This window comes from Halosimplex aquaticum (assembly GCF_028747785.1).
Taxonomy (GTDB): domain Archaea; phylum Halobacteriota; class Halobacteria; order Halobacteriales; family Haloarculaceae; genus Halosimplex; species Halosimplex aquaticum.
On sequence record NZ_CP118158.1, the window covers coordinates 4,269,268 to 4,285,696 of the forward strand.

Sequence of the window (16,429 nt, forward strand, 5' to 3'; positions counted from 1 at the left end):
CAATGAGCGACAACGACAACAGCGAGGAAGTTCGCACCGACGGCACGGGAATCGTCCCGCCGGACGACGAGACCCCGACCTGGAGCGAGCGCAAGGCGCGCAAGCAGGGGCTCGCCCGGCTGACTTACGAGTACTTCGAGCGCTCGCGCCGCGAGGACCAGGACCTGCGCCAGCAGTCCAGTTACGTCGAGCGCGACGTGCTGGCGTTCCCGACCTGGCCCCACGAGATGATCCGAAACCTCGCGTTGACGAGTTTCTTCGTCGGCATGATCATCTTCCTCGCGGCGGCGCTCCCGCCGCACATCGGCCCGCCGGCAGACTCGTCGTCGACGCCGGCGGTCATCCTGCCCGACTGGTACCTCTACTGGTCGTTCGGCCTGCTGAAACTCGGTCCGCTCAACCCCGAGATCAGCCTGCTGGGCGGCCAGAAGCTGATGGCCGACCGAACGTACGGCGTCCTCGCGAACCTGGTCGTCGTCGGATTCGTCGCGATCGTCCCCTTCCTCAACAAGGGGAGCGCGCGCCGTCCGGTCGAACAGCCCTTCTGGGGCGCGGTCGGCGTGAGCGGCGTCGTCTTCGCGTTCACCATCGCCGCGCTGTCGGTCAAGAACCTCATCTCGATGGACTCGCACCTCCTCTTCGACCTGACGTTCATCCTCCCGGTGCTGGCCGCGTTCATGAGTTACGCGCTGCTGCGGACGATGCGCGAAGGGTACATGTTCAACCTCAACCGGCGGTACTACCGACTCCGCCCGCCGAAATAGATGGCGGGCGATCCGTCCCGGGCCGGCGACTCGGCCGACGAGGCCGTCGACGCCCGCGGGGCGGACTCCGATTCCGCGGTCGATTCAGGTTCACCGACTCCTGCAACCCGACCCGAGAGTACCGACGCCGGCGAGGACGGCGCCGAGGGCGACGAGCGTGACGTCGTCGTGCCGACGGCGGTCTACAAGCGAGTGACGGTCTTCTCGACGCTGATCGCCGTCGTGGCCGTGGTCGGCGGCTTTCTCGTGCTCGACGTGGCGACAGACAGGGCGACCGCGGAGCTATCCGAGATCGACCCGATCGTGGCGCTGATCGGCGTTGCGCTGATCGCCTTCGGGGCGGTCACCTACGCCTTCTCGACGCGTTTCCGGGCCGAAGGAATGGGAAACGCTAAAGACGACACCGACGAACCGTAAAACAATGGCTGACGAATTCGCGAAAGGGCTGGCGATACTGTCCGGCGCTGGGATGGCGTGGCTGACCCTGGCCGGCTGGTATCGCACCCCGAGCTTCGAGGGTGACGGCGTCCAGCTCATCGCGCCGGTCGAGCTCTCCAGTCCGACGGTCTACGACCAGATCGGCATCGCACTGATGGACGTGATGGCGTGGTTCGCCGTCATGGGCGCGCTGACGTTCTGGGTCGTCATCCCCGCCGTCGAACAGGCTCGCGAAGCGTACGCTGAACGCGCGGACTGACGGCGGACGGACTTCTTCCGGCGGCTCGAAGTTCGTGAGCGGTTGGATCGTTGACTGTGTGTTCGGTGCGGAGTGCTTGTTGAGTGGTTGTTTCTGGCGAATGAGTGGTGAATAGAAGTAGATCGACAGTGACCGCAGGGGACAGCAAGTGATGAAAGCCCTCGGCGCGCTTGCGGTCGCTGCGTGGGATATCCTCGCTGCGCTCGGATAGTGCCCACGCAGGCGACTATATGAACGCGAGCACGCCTCGCCCTTTCAGTCCGCCAGGACAGCAGGACGGCACCCGCACAGCACCGCACCTCACGCCTCCCCAACCGACTGTGCTTCTCGCTTCGCTGCGATGCTCGTCCCTCGCACGGCTACTGTCGCGGGATGAACCCCGCGACAGCGCGCGCCACCGCGATTGGTCACTGTACGGGCTGTACTGAGCATTCGCGCGAGCGTAGCGAGCGCGATTCACCGGAACCGAGCGAAGCGAGGTTCCGGCCTTTTTCACCCATGTTTTTGGCCCGGGGGTGCCCGCAGGGAGCGAAGCGACCGAGGAAACCCCCCGGCGAAAAAGATGGTCTTACAGGAACTGGCCGAGCGGGCCGTAGAAGAACGTGACGTAGCCAACGTACAGCAGTGCGACGAGCGACGCGCCGATCGCGGCTTTGGGTCGCTCGACGTCGATCTCCCGGCGGACTTCGACCTTGCGGGACTCGAACTCGAAGAGGTCGGTCAGCAGGATGAAGATAGCGATGGTGGCGGTGACCATCCCGGCGTGGTGGTGGACGGTCAGGTAGTAGAACGACCCGAGGACGAGCGCGACGTTGGTGAGAACGTGGAAGGGGTGGCGCGAGAGGTCGTCGGCGTCACCGTCCTCGGCCTGCGAGAGGTGGCGTCTGTGCGCGAGCGCTCGCGCTACGATGTTCAACACCACGAGGCCGAGTAGCACCGCCTCGATGACGAGGATCTCCTCGGTGATGTGGCCCCCGAGGGCGGCGTCGATCGGCCCGAACAGCTCGTATGCAACCATAGCGGGAGATCAGTCCGTGTCCCATTAGAGTTTTTCCAATCCAGCGCGGCGCTCGGCGGGGTCGAGGCGGACTACGCGGAGGCATACGGCGACCGGCTCTCGTCGACGACAGCGACGGACAGCGACGCTCCCGGCGTCGCGCTGACGGACTCGTCCGGGTCGACGGTCCCGACGACGCGGTCGTCGGCGAGGAGGTGGACGGCGGTCTCGTCGCGCTCGACCGAGACGGACAGGTCGTCCGTCGGGACGACCCAGTGGTCGGTGTCCGTCTCGAAGGGCGCGACGGGGACGACCGCGGCGGCGTCGGCGTCCGGGGAGAGGACCGGCCCCCCGGCCGCGCTGGCGTAGCCGCTCGACCCCGCCGGCGTCGCGAGGACGACGCCGTCGGCCCGGAACCGCGCGACCCGGAGGTCGCCGCTGTCGACCGCGTACTCCGAGATCTGTGCGGGCTCGGCGCTGACGAGCATCACGTCGAGCAGCGCTCGTGCACGCGTCCCGTCGCCGACGCGGACGTCGACGATGGGGTGGGAACTGCGTTCGAAGTCGTCCGAGAGGTACGCGTCGACGGCTTCGCCGACGGCGTCGAGCGGAACGGACCTGACGCCGCGACCGGCCGCAACGGGCAACACGGAGACCGACGGCGCCGCGCGCGCGACCGCGAGCAACGCGGGCTCGCCGACGGCGATCAGCGCCTCGCTGTCGTCGACGACGCTCCGGGCAGCGCCGACGACCGGCGTGCCGCCGGCCGCCTCGACGGCGGCGACGACCCCGTCGGTATCGGTGCCGACGACGCCGACGACCGGTCCATTCGTCATCACCGGAGTGTGGCGATGACTCGGCAAAAAGGCACCGCACCGCGTCCGCGTCACCCGAGTTCCTCCCCTGGTATGGCGGCGATCTGGGCGAGACCGCCTGGCGTCCTTCCGGTGTCGGTTCGACCCGGACGCCGAGGACGCCGTGCAGCGGTTGTTGTTGCAAGCCGCGGACTCAGGCGGATAGGCGGCCAACCGTTCGTGTGACCCGAGAGACCACACGGCGAGGTTTCGTCCGCGGACTCGCGGGCGCCGGGACCGCCGGAGCGGCCGCGGGCACCGCGACGGCGCAGCAAGAGACGGCGACCGGCGGCGGTGGCGGGACTGCGACCGACGGGGGCGGGGGAGCGGCAGGTGGCGGTACCGGAACGGCCGCCGGTGGCGGAGGCACAGCGGCGGGCGGAGAGGGAACGGCTGGTGGGGGAGGAACGGCTGGCGGAGGCGGAACAGCCGGTGGCGGTGGCGGCGAACCGGACTTCAGCGGCTGGTTTGACGACGTGAGCAACTTCGACGGCAACGTGGTCGACCTGCGCGGCGAGGAGTCCCCGCAGGTATCGGTCGGCGTCGAGGCCAACGACGGCTACTTCGGGTTCGGGCCGCCGGCGGTCCACATCGAGAACGGGGCGACGCTCACCTGGACCTGGACCGGGCGCGGCTGCCCGCACAACGTCGTCGAACAGGAGGAGGTGTTCGACTCCGGGGAGCCGGGCTGCGAGGGCGTGGGTCCGTTCGAGTACACGTTCGAAGAGGACGGGATCTACCGGTACGTCTGCGAACCGCACCTCCAGCTGGGGATGAAGGGGGCGGTCGTCGTCGGGACCGACTACCCGACAGTCGACACCGGCGGCGGTGGCGGCCCTTCGCGTCCGACAGTCCCGGACGCGGCGCGCACGCTGGGCGTCGCGACGTCCGTCGCCATGGCGGCGACGCTCGGGCTGGCGTACTTCTTCATCAAGTTCGGCGGCGACTACGGCGAATTCGACGAGGAGTAAACCGCCGCTGGACGGTCGTTCGCGGGCGATACCGGCGACCGGTCGATTCCGCCGTCAGGTCGGGCTCGTTCCGGTGGATTCACTACGGGCGGGTCCGAACCGTGGGGTATGAGCGAGCAGAGTGCGGACGTGTCACGTCGGGCGTTCCTGCGCGCCGGTGCAGGCGCCACAGCAGTCGCGGCGGGCGCGGGCACCGCTGCCGCCGCCAAGGAAGGGACCGACAGCGGGGGCGGAGGCGGCGGCAACGTCCGTCCCGAGTGGCCTTCGTACGTCAGCGACGCGAACGGCGGCGCGTACGAGGACCTCCGCGGACAGTCCGAGGCGACCGTCGAGGTCGGCGCCGGATCGAGCGGCTTCGCGTTCGCGCCGACCAAGATCTGGATCGACCCGGGCACCACGGTGAAATTCGAGTTCATCGAGGCGGGCCACAACGTGAAGCCGAACGAACAGCCCGAGGGCGGCGGCCTGAGCGGCACCGAGGGCGGGCAGTTCGCGACTATCTCCAAGGGGCAGACCTACTCGGTGACCCTCGAGACCGGCGGGATGTACACCTATAACTGCGCACCCCACGAGGGCCAGGGCATGAAAGGCGCCATCGCCGTCGGCGGGGACGTCTCGACCGTCGAAGTCGAAACGGGCGGCGGCGGAAGCAGCCGACCGGAGGTGCCCGACGCGGCGAAGTCGCTCGGCATCGCCACCGGGTTCGGGATGGCGGCGACGCTCGGGCTGGCGTACTTCTTCATCAAGTACGGCGGCGACTACGGCGAGTTCGACGGCGCTTGAGGCGTCGCGCGCCGTCGCGGGCATAGCTTTCTTCCACACGGCGTCGCCGCGTGGCGTCCGGCGCGGTCAGATCGCGTCCGGTCCGGTGTGGACCGTCAACTCGACCTCGCGAGGCTCCCCTTCGATGTCGGCGACGATCCGCTCGACCACGCGCGTCGCTTCCTTCCGGATGAGCGGCTTCACTTTCTCGACGACGCGGGACAGCGAGATGAACCGCGGCAGATCGATGCTGCCGTCGTTGACCGACCCGGGGTCGTACTCGATACGCAGGGTCACGCGCGAAGCGGTCTCGGCGTCCGGTGGCGCCTCCTCGGGGACCGCTTCGACGCGCCAGTGACCGTCGGCGGCGACGTTCTTGACGACGCGCCAGTCGAGCCTGCTCGGCCGCTCGGTCGAGACGACCTCCGTCTCGGCGGTGTAGTCGAGTTTCCACCAGCTGAAGTGCAGGGAGTAGCGCGTCCCGGGCGAGCCGTCGCCGTCGCGTCGCACTTCCTCAAGGTACTCGGAGTAATTGGCGTACCGCGGGAAGTCGACGATGAAGTCGTACATCTCGTCGGGCGGGACGTACACTACCGTACTGACCTCGACTTCGTCCACACGCTTCCTGCGGGCCGCTCGTACAAATAGTCTCGGCGGGAGACACACGTATCCGTCGGCGGTTCGGTCCCCTCTCGTGAGCGAACCGAACGAAGAATCGGGCCGAGAGGAAGCCGCCGCTCAGTGCGCCGCGTCGACCTCGACGTCGGCCTCTCCGGCCGAGTCGACGGTGCGCGGGCCGTGGTCGCCGAAGTCGTCATCGTCGTTCGAGCGCTCGCGGAGGGCGATGCCGAGGTAGCCGCCGACCGCGCCGGTCCCCGCGACGAACGCGGCGACGACGGCGAGCGCGAACACCGTGATCCCCATGAAGATCACCACGCCGAGCGCCTCGCCGCCGGCGACGGCGCCGAAACTGAAGATGCTGAAGACGAGCACGAGCACGCCGAAGATCGGGACCGCGGCGATGAGCCCGGAGACGGCGCCGACCTTCGCTCCCTGTGTTCGGGTCCCCCGCTGCAGGTATCCGGAGACGGCCCCTCCGAGGACCGTCGCGAACGGGATCCACGACAGTACCACCATCACGACGGCGCCGACGAGCGCGTTCACCCAGAAGTCACCGTCGCGCCGTGCGACGAACGAATCCGCGGATTTCGTGTCCATGATATCGTATAGGTTCTCTCACACGATAAGCGTATGTGCCAAATACGGCGTTTTTGGCCCTTAATGTCGGTATTTACGCTAGTTCGGACGAGGGGTCCCGACAGACCTATGGTTCCGACAGTGGACAGGATACTCCATGAGTGAGGACGGAGACCACGAGTTCGGGTCGTTCGGCGGCCGCCACGTGCCGGAACCGATGCAGGAACCGCTGGCCCAGCTGGCCGACGCCTTCGAGACGGTCGCCCGGACCGACGAGTTCCGCGAGGAGTTCCGTGCGATCCTGGAATCGTACGCGGGCCGACCGACGCCAATCTACCACGCCGAGAACCTCTCCGAGCGCTACGGCGCGGAGATCTACCTCAAACGGGAGGACCTCCTCCACGGCGGCGCCCACAAGATCAACAACGCCGTCGGGCAGGCGCTGCTCGCGGAGAAGGCGGGCAAGTCGCGACTGATCGCCGAGACCGGCGCCGGCCAGCACGGCACCGCGACGGCGATGGTGGGCGCCCTGTTCGACCTCGATACGGAGATCTACATGGGGAAGAAAGACGTCGAGCGCCAGCGGATGAACGTCTTCCGGATGCGCCTGATGGGTGCGGAGGTCAACGAGGTGACCCGCGGCGACGAGGGGCTCGCCGACGCCGTCGACGCGGCGCTGGAGGACTTCGTCGAGAACGTCGACGACACGCACTACCTCGTCGGGTCGGTCGTCGGGCCCGACCCGTTCCCGCGGATGGTCCGGGAGTTCCAGTCGGTCATCGGCCGCGAGGCGCGCGAGCAGTTCCGCGAGCGGACGGGCGAGTTGCCCGACGCCGCCGTCGCCTGCGTGGGCGGCGGGTCGAACGCCATCGGGCTGTTCCACGCCTTCCGCGACGACGACGTGGCGTTCTACGGCGGCGAGGGCGGCGGCGAGGGGAGCGACTCGACGCGCCACGCCGCGCCGCTGGACGACGGTCGCGAGGGCGTGATCCACGGCATGAAGACGCGCGTCATCGACGACGACACCGAGGTCCACTCGGTGTCGGCCGGGCTGGACTACCCCGGCGTCGGCCCCGAGCACGCGATGTTCCGGGAGGTCGGCCGGGCGGAGTACCGCGCGATCACCGACGACGAGGCGCTGGAGGCGTTCCGCGCGCTGAGCGAGGAAGAAGGGATCATCCCGGCGCTGGAGACGGCCCACGGGCTCGCGATGGCCAAACGCGTCGCCGAGGAGACCGACCACGAGACGATCCTCGTCAACCTCAGCGGTCGCGGCGACAAGGACATGGAGACGGCCGCCGAGCGGTTCGACCTGTCCTGATCGCGAGCGCCGGCCCCGGTCTGCGGCCAGTGACCGGACGACTCACTGCTTCTCGACCAACTCGCGGAGGCGAGCGATGCGCTCGTCGGTCGGCGGGTGCGAGCGCGTCTCGACGTGGAATTCGTCCCCTCCGTCGCCACCGCTGTCCGTCTCGAAGCCATGCGGGAGGAGACAGAGGCCGCGGACTTCGTCGTACGCGAGACGCTTGTCCACGGTCGGCGCGCTCGCGGTCTCCTCGTCGAGCTTCGCGAGCGCGTCGGCGAGGGCGGCTGGGTCACCGGTGAGCGCGGCGCCGGCGTCGTCAGCGGCGAACTCCCGGTAGTGTGAGAGTCTGCGGGCGGCGGCGACGGCCGCGGTGGCCAGGATGCCGAGGACGACGCCGCCGCCGACGACGACCGCCGCGAGGCCGACGGCGAACCCGACGGCGTACCCCGGTCTGAAGGGGTTCGATCGCGTCGCGACGGCGCCGACGAGGTAGACCGCGCAGAGCGCGAACGCCCAGACGAAGCGACTGCGAGCCCACGGCCCCAGCGAGTCGAGCAGGGAGTAGCGGTCGCTGGTCAGCGCCGGGAGGAACGAGGCGAGGGTCATCACGGTCGCGTCGCGGTGCTGGAGGTGCGCGAGTTCGTGCGCGAGGACGCCGTCGAGGCGGTCGCCGTCGAGCGTCGCGAGCAGGCCGCTGCTGACCACGAGCGTCGGTCGGCCGACGCCGTCGAGCGCGAAGCTGTTCGGCGTCTCGCTGTCGACGACGTAGCAATCCGGGGTGGGGACGCTCGCCTGGGCTGCCAGGCGGGTCACGCGGCGGTCCAGGTCCGGGTGCGAGTCCGCGGTCACGGGCTCGGCGTCGACGGCGCCGAGGGTCTCGCTGCGGACGTATCGAAGCTGCGCCCAGACGCAGGCGGCGACGAGGACGCCCGCCAGCGGGAGCCACCACAGCGCCGTGATCGCCGGGGGGAGCCCGACCCCGTCGCCCGCCTGGCGGACGAGCGCGCCCAGCCGGGGCGCCGTCAGGTAGACGAGCACGCCGACGAACAGGGCGTTTGCGGTGACGACGGCGGCGAGCGTCGCCGCCATCCTGACCGCCAGCCCGCGGTCGCTGCTGAGTGGCACGTCCGTTGCGTTCTCGGGGGTAGGCCAAAAACTGTCCGATCGTCGGAACAGTCTTCGAAGGCAACAGTTTTGTCGCACAGCGACCAGTGTCAGGTGTGACGCGATCAGGGCATCGCACGGTGCTGGTGGCGCTGGGGATCGTGGCGGTCGCGCTGGGGAGCGCGCTCTTTCCGCCGACCGGCCTGGGGTCCGCACCGGCGTCGGAGACCGACCTCGTCGGTCCCGACGCCTCCGCGCCGGGGAGTGGAGACGGCCCGGAGCCCGGACCCGGCGAATCGACCGTTTCGGGCGACGGAGAGGCGGTCGCCGCGGGGAGCGGAGCGACGGCCGGTCCGGGGGATTCGAAGTCGGCTCCCGGACCGGCGGGCGCGACAGCCACGCCCGCATCCGGTGAGCCCGGGACGGTGACGACGGCGCCGGCGACGCCGACGCAGACGCCCACGTCGACAGCCACAGCGACGGCCTCGGGGACGATACCCGAGTCCGACGACGAGGGCGGCCTCGACTTCGTCGCCATCGTGGGCGGGCTCACCCTCTTTTTCGTGCTGACGCTCGCGCTCGCGGCGGTCGGGCAGGTGGTCAAGGCGCTCCTGGGGAGCGGGGGCTCCGGTGGCGGGTCGGCGCTGTCGCTCGGTCTCCTCGGCAAGATCGGGGGGGTGTTCGGGGGGTCGCCGGTCGGTATCGCGGCGCGGATCCCGCAGGTGACGATGGTCGCGCTCGTGGGCGTCTCGACCGGGACGGCGCGTGTCCTCGGCGGCGCCGGGACGCTCGTGAGCGAGGCCGCCGGCGGGCTCGCGTTCGTCATCGGCGCGGGGTCGCGCTCGGTGACTTCGGGCCTGGGGAGCGGGATCGGCGGGCTGTTCTCGCTCCCGAGCGCGCCGACGTTCTCCCTCTCTGGCTTGTTTTCCGGGGTGAGGAGCGGCGGGTCGAACGTCGCGACGGGCGATTCGCCGACCGCCGACGCCCGCAGCGCGACGGCGATCGAACCCGAGTCCGACGACGAGGTGCCGATCCGGACGGTCGAGGACGCCTGGGAGGCGTTCGCCGATCCGCTGCCGGTCGAGGACCCCGAGGCGCGGACGCCGGGCGAGTTCGCGCGACTGGCGGTCGAACGCGGGGACCCGACCGAGGCGGTCCGTCGGCTGACGCGCGTGTTCCGCGACGTGCGCTACGGAGGCCGACCGCCGTCGGACGACCGGACGCGCTCGGCGGTCGAGGCCGTGAGCGACATCCTCGCCGACCGGGACCGGGAGGGCGACCGATGAGCGACCGATCGGCCGCGAAACGGACGGGCGGCGTTCTCTGGCGGCTATTGAGCGCGTACGGCCGGAACCAGCGGACCGCTCGGATCGTCGCGGGAGCGATCGGTGTCCTCTCGCTAGTGGCGGCGGTGGCGGTCGCCGCCGGTGTCGGCGGTCAGCGCGTCGACGACGCCGTGGGCTCGCTCGCCGGACCGGCGCGGCTGTTCGTCTACCTCTCCGCGCACTTCGCGGTCGCGCTCGGCCTCTGGTCGCTGTGGGCGTCCAGGGGAGAGCGAGACGAGGAGACGCCGACGGCGCTCCCGGAACCGACGCCGACGGACGAAGCAGCCGGTCGGATCACCGGTGGGGGCGTCGACGAGACGCTGCGCAAGCTCACCGACCCGACGGATTCGGTCGGGCTACGGGGACGCCTCGACGTCGAGCGGACGATCCGACGGGTGGCGATCCACGTGCTCCGGGAGGAGACGGACCGCGAGTTCGACGATCTGTCGGCCGCGCTCGACGAGGGGACCTGGACCGACGACCCGCGGGCGGCCGCGTTCCTGGGAGACGCGGACCTTCCGGTGCGACTCCGCGTGATCGACTGGGCCAGCGGCGACCCGTACCGGCGTCAGGTCGACGCGACGGTGACCGAACTGGCCGCTATCGCCGACGTCGAAACGGAGGTGAAGTCGCCGTGAACGCGGACCGGACGGCAGAGGTAGACGGGACGCGACCGGCGACGGAACGCGGACCGAGCGGGACGAGCGCGGGGAGTCGAGCGGCGACGACGGGCGGATACGTGGACGAACCGATGGTGACCCAGACGACGACCGCGTCGGAGTCGACGAGCGTCGACAGCGAGGGCCGGTGGGTCGTCGGGATCGTGCTCGCGCTGGCCGCGGGGAGCGCCGGCGTCGTGCTCTCGAACACCGGCGCGTTCCTCGCGGGGATCGTCGGCCTGGTCTACGCCGGGTACGTCTCGCTCGCGGGGCCGCCGACGGCTCCGCTGGTGGTCGAGCGGACCGTCGCGCCGGCGGCGCCGAAGCCCGGCGACCGAGCGACGGTGACGGTGCGAGCGGAGAACGTCGGCTCGGCGCCGCTCGCGGACCTCCGCGTCGCCGACGACCCGCCCGCGGACCTGGAAGTGGTCGACGGAGAGACGCGGGCCGCGGGCACGGTCGAACCGGGTGCGGCCCTGGAGTTCAGCTACGACCTGCGGATCCCCCGGGGGAAACACGCCTTCGGCGACGTGGTTGCGGTCGCGCGCGGTGCGAGCGGCGTCGGCGTCCGGCGGACGGTCTACGACGCCGGGGCGACCCTGGTCTGTCACGCGCCGGTCGAGTCGCTGGCGCTGGCGGGGCAGACGGGCATCGGGTCGGGTCGCGTCCAGACGGACAGCGGCGGCGAGGGCGTCGAGTTCTACGCGACGCGGGAGTACGCGCCCGGCGACCCGGCGAGCCGCGTCGACTGGAACCGCTACGCGTCGACCGGCGAACTCACGACGGTCACCTACCGCGAGTCGAACGCGGCGACGGTCGTCTTCGTCGTCGACGGGCGCTTCGACCACCGGCGCGCGGTCGGCGAACCGACCGCCCGAGAGCTGTGTTGCTACGCGACGGTCCGGATGGCCGACGCCGTTCTCGACGACCAGAACCTCGTCGGCGCGTCGGTGTGTTACTACCGCTCGTCGAACGCCATCGGGTCGCTCGGCTCGGTCGGTCCGGGCCGCGGGCCGGAACAGACGCTTCGGATCCGCGCGCTCCTGCGGGAGAAACTCGGCGTCGACGTCGACGACCTGCACGTCTCGGCCGACCGCGAAGCCGAGTCCGGAGACGGGGACGCGGCGAGCGACCGGTCCGGCGGGTCGGGCGACATCGTCAGACGGAACCACGAGTTGCTCGATGACGTCCCCGCCGGCGCCCAGGTCGTGTTTGCCACGCCGCTGCTGGACGACGTCGCGGTCCGGACGATCGACGAACTGGTCGCCCGCGGCCACGTGACGACGGTCGTCAGCCCGGACGTGACCGACGGCTCGACTCGCGGCGGGACGGTCGAACGGGTCACGCGGTCCGGACGGCTGGCGACGGTCGCCGGGACGAAGCGGGTCCGGGTCGTCGACTGGTCGCCGGACGAGCCGCTGCAAGCGGCGGTCGACCGCGCCGGTGCGAGGTGGGACGCGTGACCGCTCCCGTCGATCGCGACCGGAGCGGCGTCGTCTCCGTGCGGACGGCGCTCGTCGTCGCGCTCGGGTTCGCCGCGCTGGTCGCGGTCGGGCTGGACGGGGCGTGGCCGGCCGCGCTCGGCGTCGCGGGCGCCCCGGCAGTGGGCTGGGGTAGCGCCGCGGTCGCCAGCGAGCGGAAGCGCCGGGTGGCCGCGGGTAGCGTGGCGCTGACGCTCGGGAGCGTCGTGCTGATCGCCGGCATCGCGCTGGCGGCCCGGGCGGAGGCGGCCGCGTACTCGGTCGTCCTCGTCGGGGCGGCCGTCGTCGCGGTCGCCAGCCAGGACGGCTTCGCCAACGACGTCGTCTCAGAGCTGTACCGCACGGTCTCCGAGTCGGGGTTCGTGGCCGTGGTCGGGTGTATCGCATTCGCGCTCGCGGCGTTCCTGTTCGGGACAGGACTCGTCGCCATCCTCCTCCGCGAACTGTTCGCGCTGTCGACGCACTCGCCGATGGTCGCGCTGTGGTGGCTTCAGGTAGGCGTCGTCTGCGTGGGGCTGCTCGCCGAGCGAGCGGCGCGGGTCGTCGACCGCTGGACGCCCGGCGAGGCCGCGATGGGCGACGGACTCGCCGCCCAGTTCAGGCTCCGACTCACCGACGTCCCGCTGTGGTACGTCGCGGCGCTGATCGGGCAGTTCGTCCTCGCGACGGTCGCGCCGAACGCGCTCGACCCTTTCCTGACCGCGCGCCCGGCCGTCGCCCGGGCGACGGACGCAGTACTGCTCTCGGGCGTCACGCAGGTCGCCCTCGCAGGTGTCGCCGCCGTACTCGCGGCCGTCGCGCTGCTCTCGCCGCTCCAGCGCGGGGTCGTCCTCTGGACCGGGACCTCGCCGGGGAACACGCTCTCGTTCGCCGCCGGCGGACTCGTTGCGGTCGCCGGCGCGTTCGGCGTCGGTCTCCTCACCGCGTACGGCGTCGCCTTCGACTGGCTCGCGGTGTGGGGGTCTACCGGGTCACCGGGCGCGGCCTTCGGGCCGGCCCTCCAGGCGCTGGCCGGCGGCGTGTTCGTCTCGCTACTCGCGACGGCCGCGCTGATCCTCGGCGTCAACGTCCTCGTCGACACCGCGAACCTGACGGGAGGCGGGTTCGCCGTCGGCGCGAGCGCGCTGTTCGCCGGCACCGTGCTGCTGGCGGACGGGCTGCCGGCCGTCGCCGTGATCGGCGGCGCGGCGGTCGCCCTGCTCGTGTGGGACCTGGGCGTCCACGCGGTCGGGCTCCGGCGCGACCTGGGCGGGATCAGCCCGCCGACGCGGACCGAAGTCGTCCACGCGACGGCCGCGGCCGGTGCGCTGCTCGGCGGCGTCGTCGTCGCGACGGCGGTCGGCTACCTGGCCGTCCCGCTCCGGATCCCCGACGACCGCGCTATCGTCGCCCTCGCGCTCGTCCTCTGCTCGTTCGTGACCCTCGCGTTCGCGGTGCGTCGCTGACGGCCCGCGGAGTCGGGCGGCCAGAGGCGGTCTCGGAGGCCGTGAAACCGCACGACGGCTCCGACGATCGCCCGACGGCGGGGCTCCAGGCCGCCCGTGAACGAACGGAACACTCATTAGTCCGGTCCCGACCAGTATCGAACGGGTGTCAGAGGCATCCCCTATCGAATCGGGCACCCATCTCCCCCCTCTCGGTCCCCGTTTCTCTCGCGAACGGCGCTCGCGGAGCGTCGCGTCGGACGACGACGCCCGCGCGCGAGCCGCCTCTTATAAGTCGTCCCGGGGCCAAGGTGCGGGCGATGCTGGACGGCGTCAACGTCGCGCTCGGTGTCACCGGGTCGATCGCGGCCGTGAAGACGGTGGAACTCGCCCACGAACTGCGCCGCCGGGGCGCTAGCGTCAGGGCCGTCACGACGAGCGCCGCGGAGGGGATCGTCCACCCCTGGGCGCTTGAGTTCGCCACTGACGAACCCGTGGTCACCGAGATCACCGGCGCCGTCGAACACGTCGAACTCTGCGGGCGCGAGGGGTGGGCCGACGTGTTCCTGATCGCGCCCGCGACGGCCAACACCGTCGGGAAGATCGCCGCCGCCGTGGACGACACGCCGGTCACTACCTGCGCGACGACGGCGCTCGGCGCGGGCGTCCCCGTCGTCGTCGCGCCGGCGATGCACGAACCGATGTACGACCACCCCGGCGTGCTGGACGCGATCGAGCGCGTCGAGTCCTGGGGCGTCTCGTTCGTCGATCCGCGCGTCGAGGAGGGGAAGGCGAAGATCGCGACCGAGGACGCCATCGCGCTGGCCACCGCGCGCGAGGCGACGCCGGACACCCTCGCCGACCGGCACGTCGTCGTCACCAGCGGCGCGACGACCGAGTCGATCGACCCGATCCGGACGCTCTCGAACCGCGCCTCGGGCAAGACCGGCCGCGCCGTCGCCCGAGCCTGCTACGTCCGCGGCGCCGACGTGACGCTCGTCCACGACGGCGAGGACGTCCCCTACGCGACCGTCGAGTCCGTCGAGTCGGCGGCGGAGATGCGCGAGGCGACGCTCGACGCCGCCGAGGGGGCCGACGCGCTCGTCTCGGCGGCGGCCATCTCCGACTACACCGTCGAACGCCGGCCGTCGAAGATCCGCTCCGGGCAGGAGTCGCTGACGCTCGAACTCGAACCGACGCCGAAACTCGTCGACGCCGTCCGCGAGGCCCGTCCCGACCTCCCCATCGTCGGGTTCAAGGCCGAGACAGACGGCGAGGACGAGGACGTCGTCGCGGCCGCCCGGGACCTGCTGGAACGGGCCGGGATGGCCTTCGTCGTCGGCAACGACGCGAGCGTGATGGCCGCCGACCGGACGCGCGCGCTGCTCGTTCGCGCCGACGCGGTGAGCGAGTTCGAGGGGGAGAAGTCGGACCTGGGCGCGCGCATCGCCGACGAACTGGCCGCCGAACTCTGAGCGTCGCTCGCCGGTATCACCCGTCGCTCTCGCTCGCCTGGCTTCTCGACCCGTCGAACTCCGCCAGCAGGTCCATCGAGAGATCCGTCGAGTAGACGACCTGATGCGCCGCGAGTCCGAACAGCACGGCGTTCCCCCAGAGACCGGGCTGGAGCAGGAGGTAGACGGGACGGAGCGCCTCGAAGGCGGGGACCGCCGCGGGGAGGTTGTGGACCACGAACTTCAGGCCGTAAGAGTGCAGGTGGACGAGCAGGAGGCCGACCAGCACGAGTTCCGGGGAGCCGTCGCGTTCGAGTTCGACCGCGAGCAGGACGACCGCGACGGGCAGGAGCGCGACGAAGTAGTAGGCGTACGTCTGGGGGGTGAAAAGCGGGACGGCCGCGACACCCATCGCGAAGACGCTCCGGCGGGCGCGCGGCGGCGCGAGCACGGAGAGACCGGCGACGCCCAGGCAGACGAGCGCGCGGACCGCTTGCGCGCCGGGCAGCCACGCGAGCGGTTTGAAGTACGGCGGGAGCCAGAGCGTCGGCGACCGCGCGTCGTCGCTCCCCTGTTCGACCCCCCCAGCGGAGCACTTCGAGGTACGTCCGGTGGGAGGCGACGTCGAAGAACCGGATCGACAGCCACGCGACGGGTACCAGCGCGAGGAGCGCCCCGGCCAGCCGCCGCCGGTCGTGCAGCAGATGTGCGCCGACCGGCGCGTACGCGAACTTGACCACGCCGACGATCCCCGTCGCGGCGCCGCTGGCGAGCGCCCACGGCGACGAGAGGAGGGAGGGAGTCGTCGGTCCGGTCCGCCGAGCGGCGCCCGTCCCGGATCAGCGCGGCACCGGCGAACGACAGGAGCCCGCCCATGAACAGCGCTGTCTGGCCCAGTTTCGCGGTGAGGATCACCGGCTGGAAGCCGGCGACGAGCCAGGCGAGACCGAGGCGCTCGAACCAGCGGAGATCGTAACCCTGCGCGGCGACCAGCGCCTGCAGGCCGACCCACAGGAACAGGGCGGTCGTGAGGACCCAGGCCATCGCGGCGGGGCGGAACTCCAGCAGCGCGGTGAACGGCCAGAAGAGCAGGAGGACCACCGGCGGGTAGAGGTAGGTGCCCCAGAACCCGCCCTCCTCGGTCCGGCGGTAGAGCGATTCGCCCTCGTGCCAGCGCTCGATCGCGGCGTTGTACGCGCCGAAGTCGCCGAATCGGAAGTCCGAGGCGAACTCGAAGTTCGCGCGCAGCCACCAGTCGACGAACGGGTACGACAGCAGGGAGACGAGGACGACTGCGGCGAGGAGGACGAGCACTGGCCGCTCGCGCCGGCGTGCCCACAGTCGCCCCAGCAGTGACATGTCCGCCGATACTGTCGTTTGATATGAGTGTCTTCCGTCCGCTCAAAGAGCTCTTTGAGCTATCGGACTCGGGGA

General features: G+C 71.0%; 17 protein-coding genes and 1 pseudogene. 11 read left to right on the forward strand and 7 right to left on the reverse strand.

Annotated elements, in window-relative coordinates; all coding sequences use genetic code 11:
- The first annotated feature begins 2 nt into the window (after positions 1-2).
- From PSC72_RS21020 to PSC72_RS21030, 3 genes are all read left to right on the forward strand, one after another.
- Positions 3-764: a cytochrome b family protein gene (locus PSC72_RS21020; protein WP_274323383.1), complete on the forward strand. Its 762-nt coding sequence runs from the start codon at positions 3-5 to the stop codon at positions 762-764.
- Positions 765-932: 168 nt separating this feature from the next.
- Positions 933-1,181, forward strand: coding sequence for a DUF7315 family membrane protein (locus PSC72_RS21025; RefSeq protein ID WP_274326206.1), 249 nt, complete (start codon positions 933-935; stop codon positions 1,179-1,181).
- A gap of 4 nt (positions 1,182-1,185) precedes the next feature.
- Entirely contained in the window at positions 1,186-1,461 is a 276-nt protein-coding gene (locus PSC72_RS21030; protein ID WP_274323384.1) for a DUF7314 family protein, read from the forward strand.
- 568 nt (positions 1,462-2,029) lie between these two features.
- Here PSC72_RS21030 and PSC72_RS21035 read toward each other — a convergent pair.
- Both PSC72_RS21035 and PSC72_RS21040 read right to left on the reverse strand, forming a co-directional pair.
- Complete coding sequence (locus PSC72_RS21035; RefSeq protein ID WP_274323385.1) at positions 2,030-2,479, reverse strand: DUF7313 family protein; 450 nt, start codon at positions 2,477-2,479, stop codon at positions 2,030-2,032.
- 71 nt (positions 2,480-2,550) lie between these two features.
- Positions 2,551-3,294, reverse strand: a complete 744-nt coding sequence (locus tag PSC72_RS21040; RefSeq protein ID WP_274323386.1) for an NAD(+)/NADH kinase — start codon at positions 3,292-3,294, stop codon at positions 2,551-2,553.
- A 200-nt stretch (positions 3,295-3,494) separates the two neighbouring features.
- On the opposite strand from PSC72_RS21040, the gene PSC72_RS21045 reads away from it, so the two are divergent.
- Together PSC72_RS21045 and PSC72_RS21050 are read left to right on the forward strand one after the other, a co-directional pair.
- The gene (locus PSC72_RS21045) at positions 3,495-4,283 is read left to right on the forward strand and encodes a halocyanin domain-containing protein (protein ID WP_274323387.1); all 789 of its coding nucleotides are present in this window, start codon (positions 3,495-3,497) and stop codon (positions 4,281-4,283) included.
- Between the two features lie 108 nt (positions 4,284-4,391).
- A complete protein-coding gene (locus PSC72_RS21050) occupies positions 4,392-5,066 on the forward strand; it encodes a plastocyanin/azurin family copper-binding protein (RefSeq protein ID WP_274323388.1) in 675 nt (224 codons plus the stop codon).
- A 66-nt stretch (positions 5,067-5,132) separates the two neighbouring features.
- Here the strand turns inward: PSC72_RS21050 and PSC72_RS21055 are convergent, their stop codons facing one another.
- Entirely contained in the window at positions 5,133-5,663 is a 531-nt protein-coding gene (locus tag PSC72_RS21055; protein WP_274323389.1) for a type II toxin-antitoxin system RatA family toxin, read from the reverse strand.
- Positions 5,664-5,783: 120 nt separating this feature from the next.
- On the reverse strand, positions 5,784-6,263 hold the full coding sequence (locus PSC72_RS21060; RefSeq protein WP_274323390.1) for a DUF5518 domain-containing protein: 480 nt from the start codon (positions 6,261-6,263) through the stop codon (positions 5,784-5,786).
- 136 nt (positions 6,264-6,399) lie between these two features.
- Between PSC72_RS21060 and trpB the strand changes: the two genes are divergently transcribed.
- Positions 6,400-7,563, forward strand: a complete 1,164-nt coding sequence (gene trpB / locus PSC72_RS21065) for a tryptophan synthase subunit beta (protein WP_274323391.1) — start codon at positions 6,400-6,402, stop codon at positions 7,561-7,563.
- Between the two features lie 42 nt (positions 7,564-7,605).
- Here trpB and PSC72_RS21070 read toward each other — a convergent pair whose 3' ends face one another.
- A complete protein-coding gene (locus PSC72_RS21070; protein ID WP_274323392.1) occupies positions 7,606-8,673 on the reverse strand; it encodes a M48 family metalloprotease in 1,068 nt (355 codons plus the stop codon).
- 95 nt (positions 8,674-8,768) lie between these two features.
- On the opposite strand from PSC72_RS21070, the gene PSC72_RS21075 reads away from it, so the two are divergent.
- The 5 genes from PSC72_RS21075 to coaBC all read left to right on the forward strand — a co-directional run bounded on the left by PSC72_RS21075 (position 8,769) and on the right by coaBC (position 15,016).
- Positions 8,769-9,938 (forward strand): DUF4129 domain-containing protein, encoded by a 1,170-nt coding sequence (locus tag PSC72_RS21075; RefSeq protein ID WP_274323393.1) that lies wholly within the window; start codon positions 8,769-8,771, stop codon positions 9,936-9,938.
- Positions 9,935-10,615, forward strand: a complete 681-nt coding sequence (locus PSC72_RS21080; protein ID WP_274323394.1) for a DUF7269 family protein — start codon at positions 9,935-9,937, stop codon at positions 10,613-10,615. Before PSC72_RS21075 ends, PSC72_RS21080 begins: the two co-directional genes overlap by 4 nt.
- A complete protein-coding gene (locus PSC72_RS21085; protein WP_274323395.1) occupies positions 10,612-12,099 on the forward strand; it encodes a DUF58 domain-containing protein in 1,488 nt (495 codons plus the stop codon). The genes PSC72_RS21080 and PSC72_RS21085 overlap by 4 nt, the downstream gene beginning before the upstream one ends.
- The gene (locus tag PSC72_RS21090) at positions 12,096-13,562 is read left to right on the forward strand and encodes a DUF7519 family protein (RefSeq protein ID WP_274323396.1); all 1,467 of its coding nucleotides are present in this window, start codon (positions 12,096-12,098) and stop codon (positions 13,560-13,562) included. The genes PSC72_RS21085 and PSC72_RS21090 overlap by 4 nt, the downstream gene beginning before the upstream one ends.
- 299 nt (positions 13,563-13,861) lie before the next feature.
- The gene (gene coaBC, locus PSC72_RS21095) at positions 13,862-15,016 is read left to right on the forward strand and encodes a bifunctional phosphopantothenoylcysteine decarboxylase/phosphopantothenate--cysteine ligase CoaBC (RefSeq protein WP_274323397.1); all 1,155 of its coding nucleotides are present in this window, start codon (positions 13,862-13,864) and stop codon (positions 15,014-15,016) included.
- A 16-nt stretch (positions 15,017-15,032) separates the two neighbouring features.
- On the opposite strand, the gene PSC72_RS21100 is transcribed toward coaBC, so the two are convergent.
- Together PSC72_RS21100 and PSC72_RS25645 are read right to left on the reverse strand one after the other, a co-directional pair.
- Positions 15,033-15,407, reverse strand: a complete 375-nt coding sequence (locus tag PSC72_RS21100) for a hypothetical protein (RefSeq protein ID WP_274323398.1) — start codon at positions 15,405-15,407, stop codon at positions 15,033-15,035.
- A gap of 482 nt (positions 15,408-15,889) precedes the next feature.
- A pseudogene (locus tag PSC72_RS25645) lies at positions 15,890-16,354 on the reverse strand (glycosyltransferase 87 family protein); the annotation flags it as partial.
- Positions 16,355-16,429: the final 75 nt, after the last annotated feature.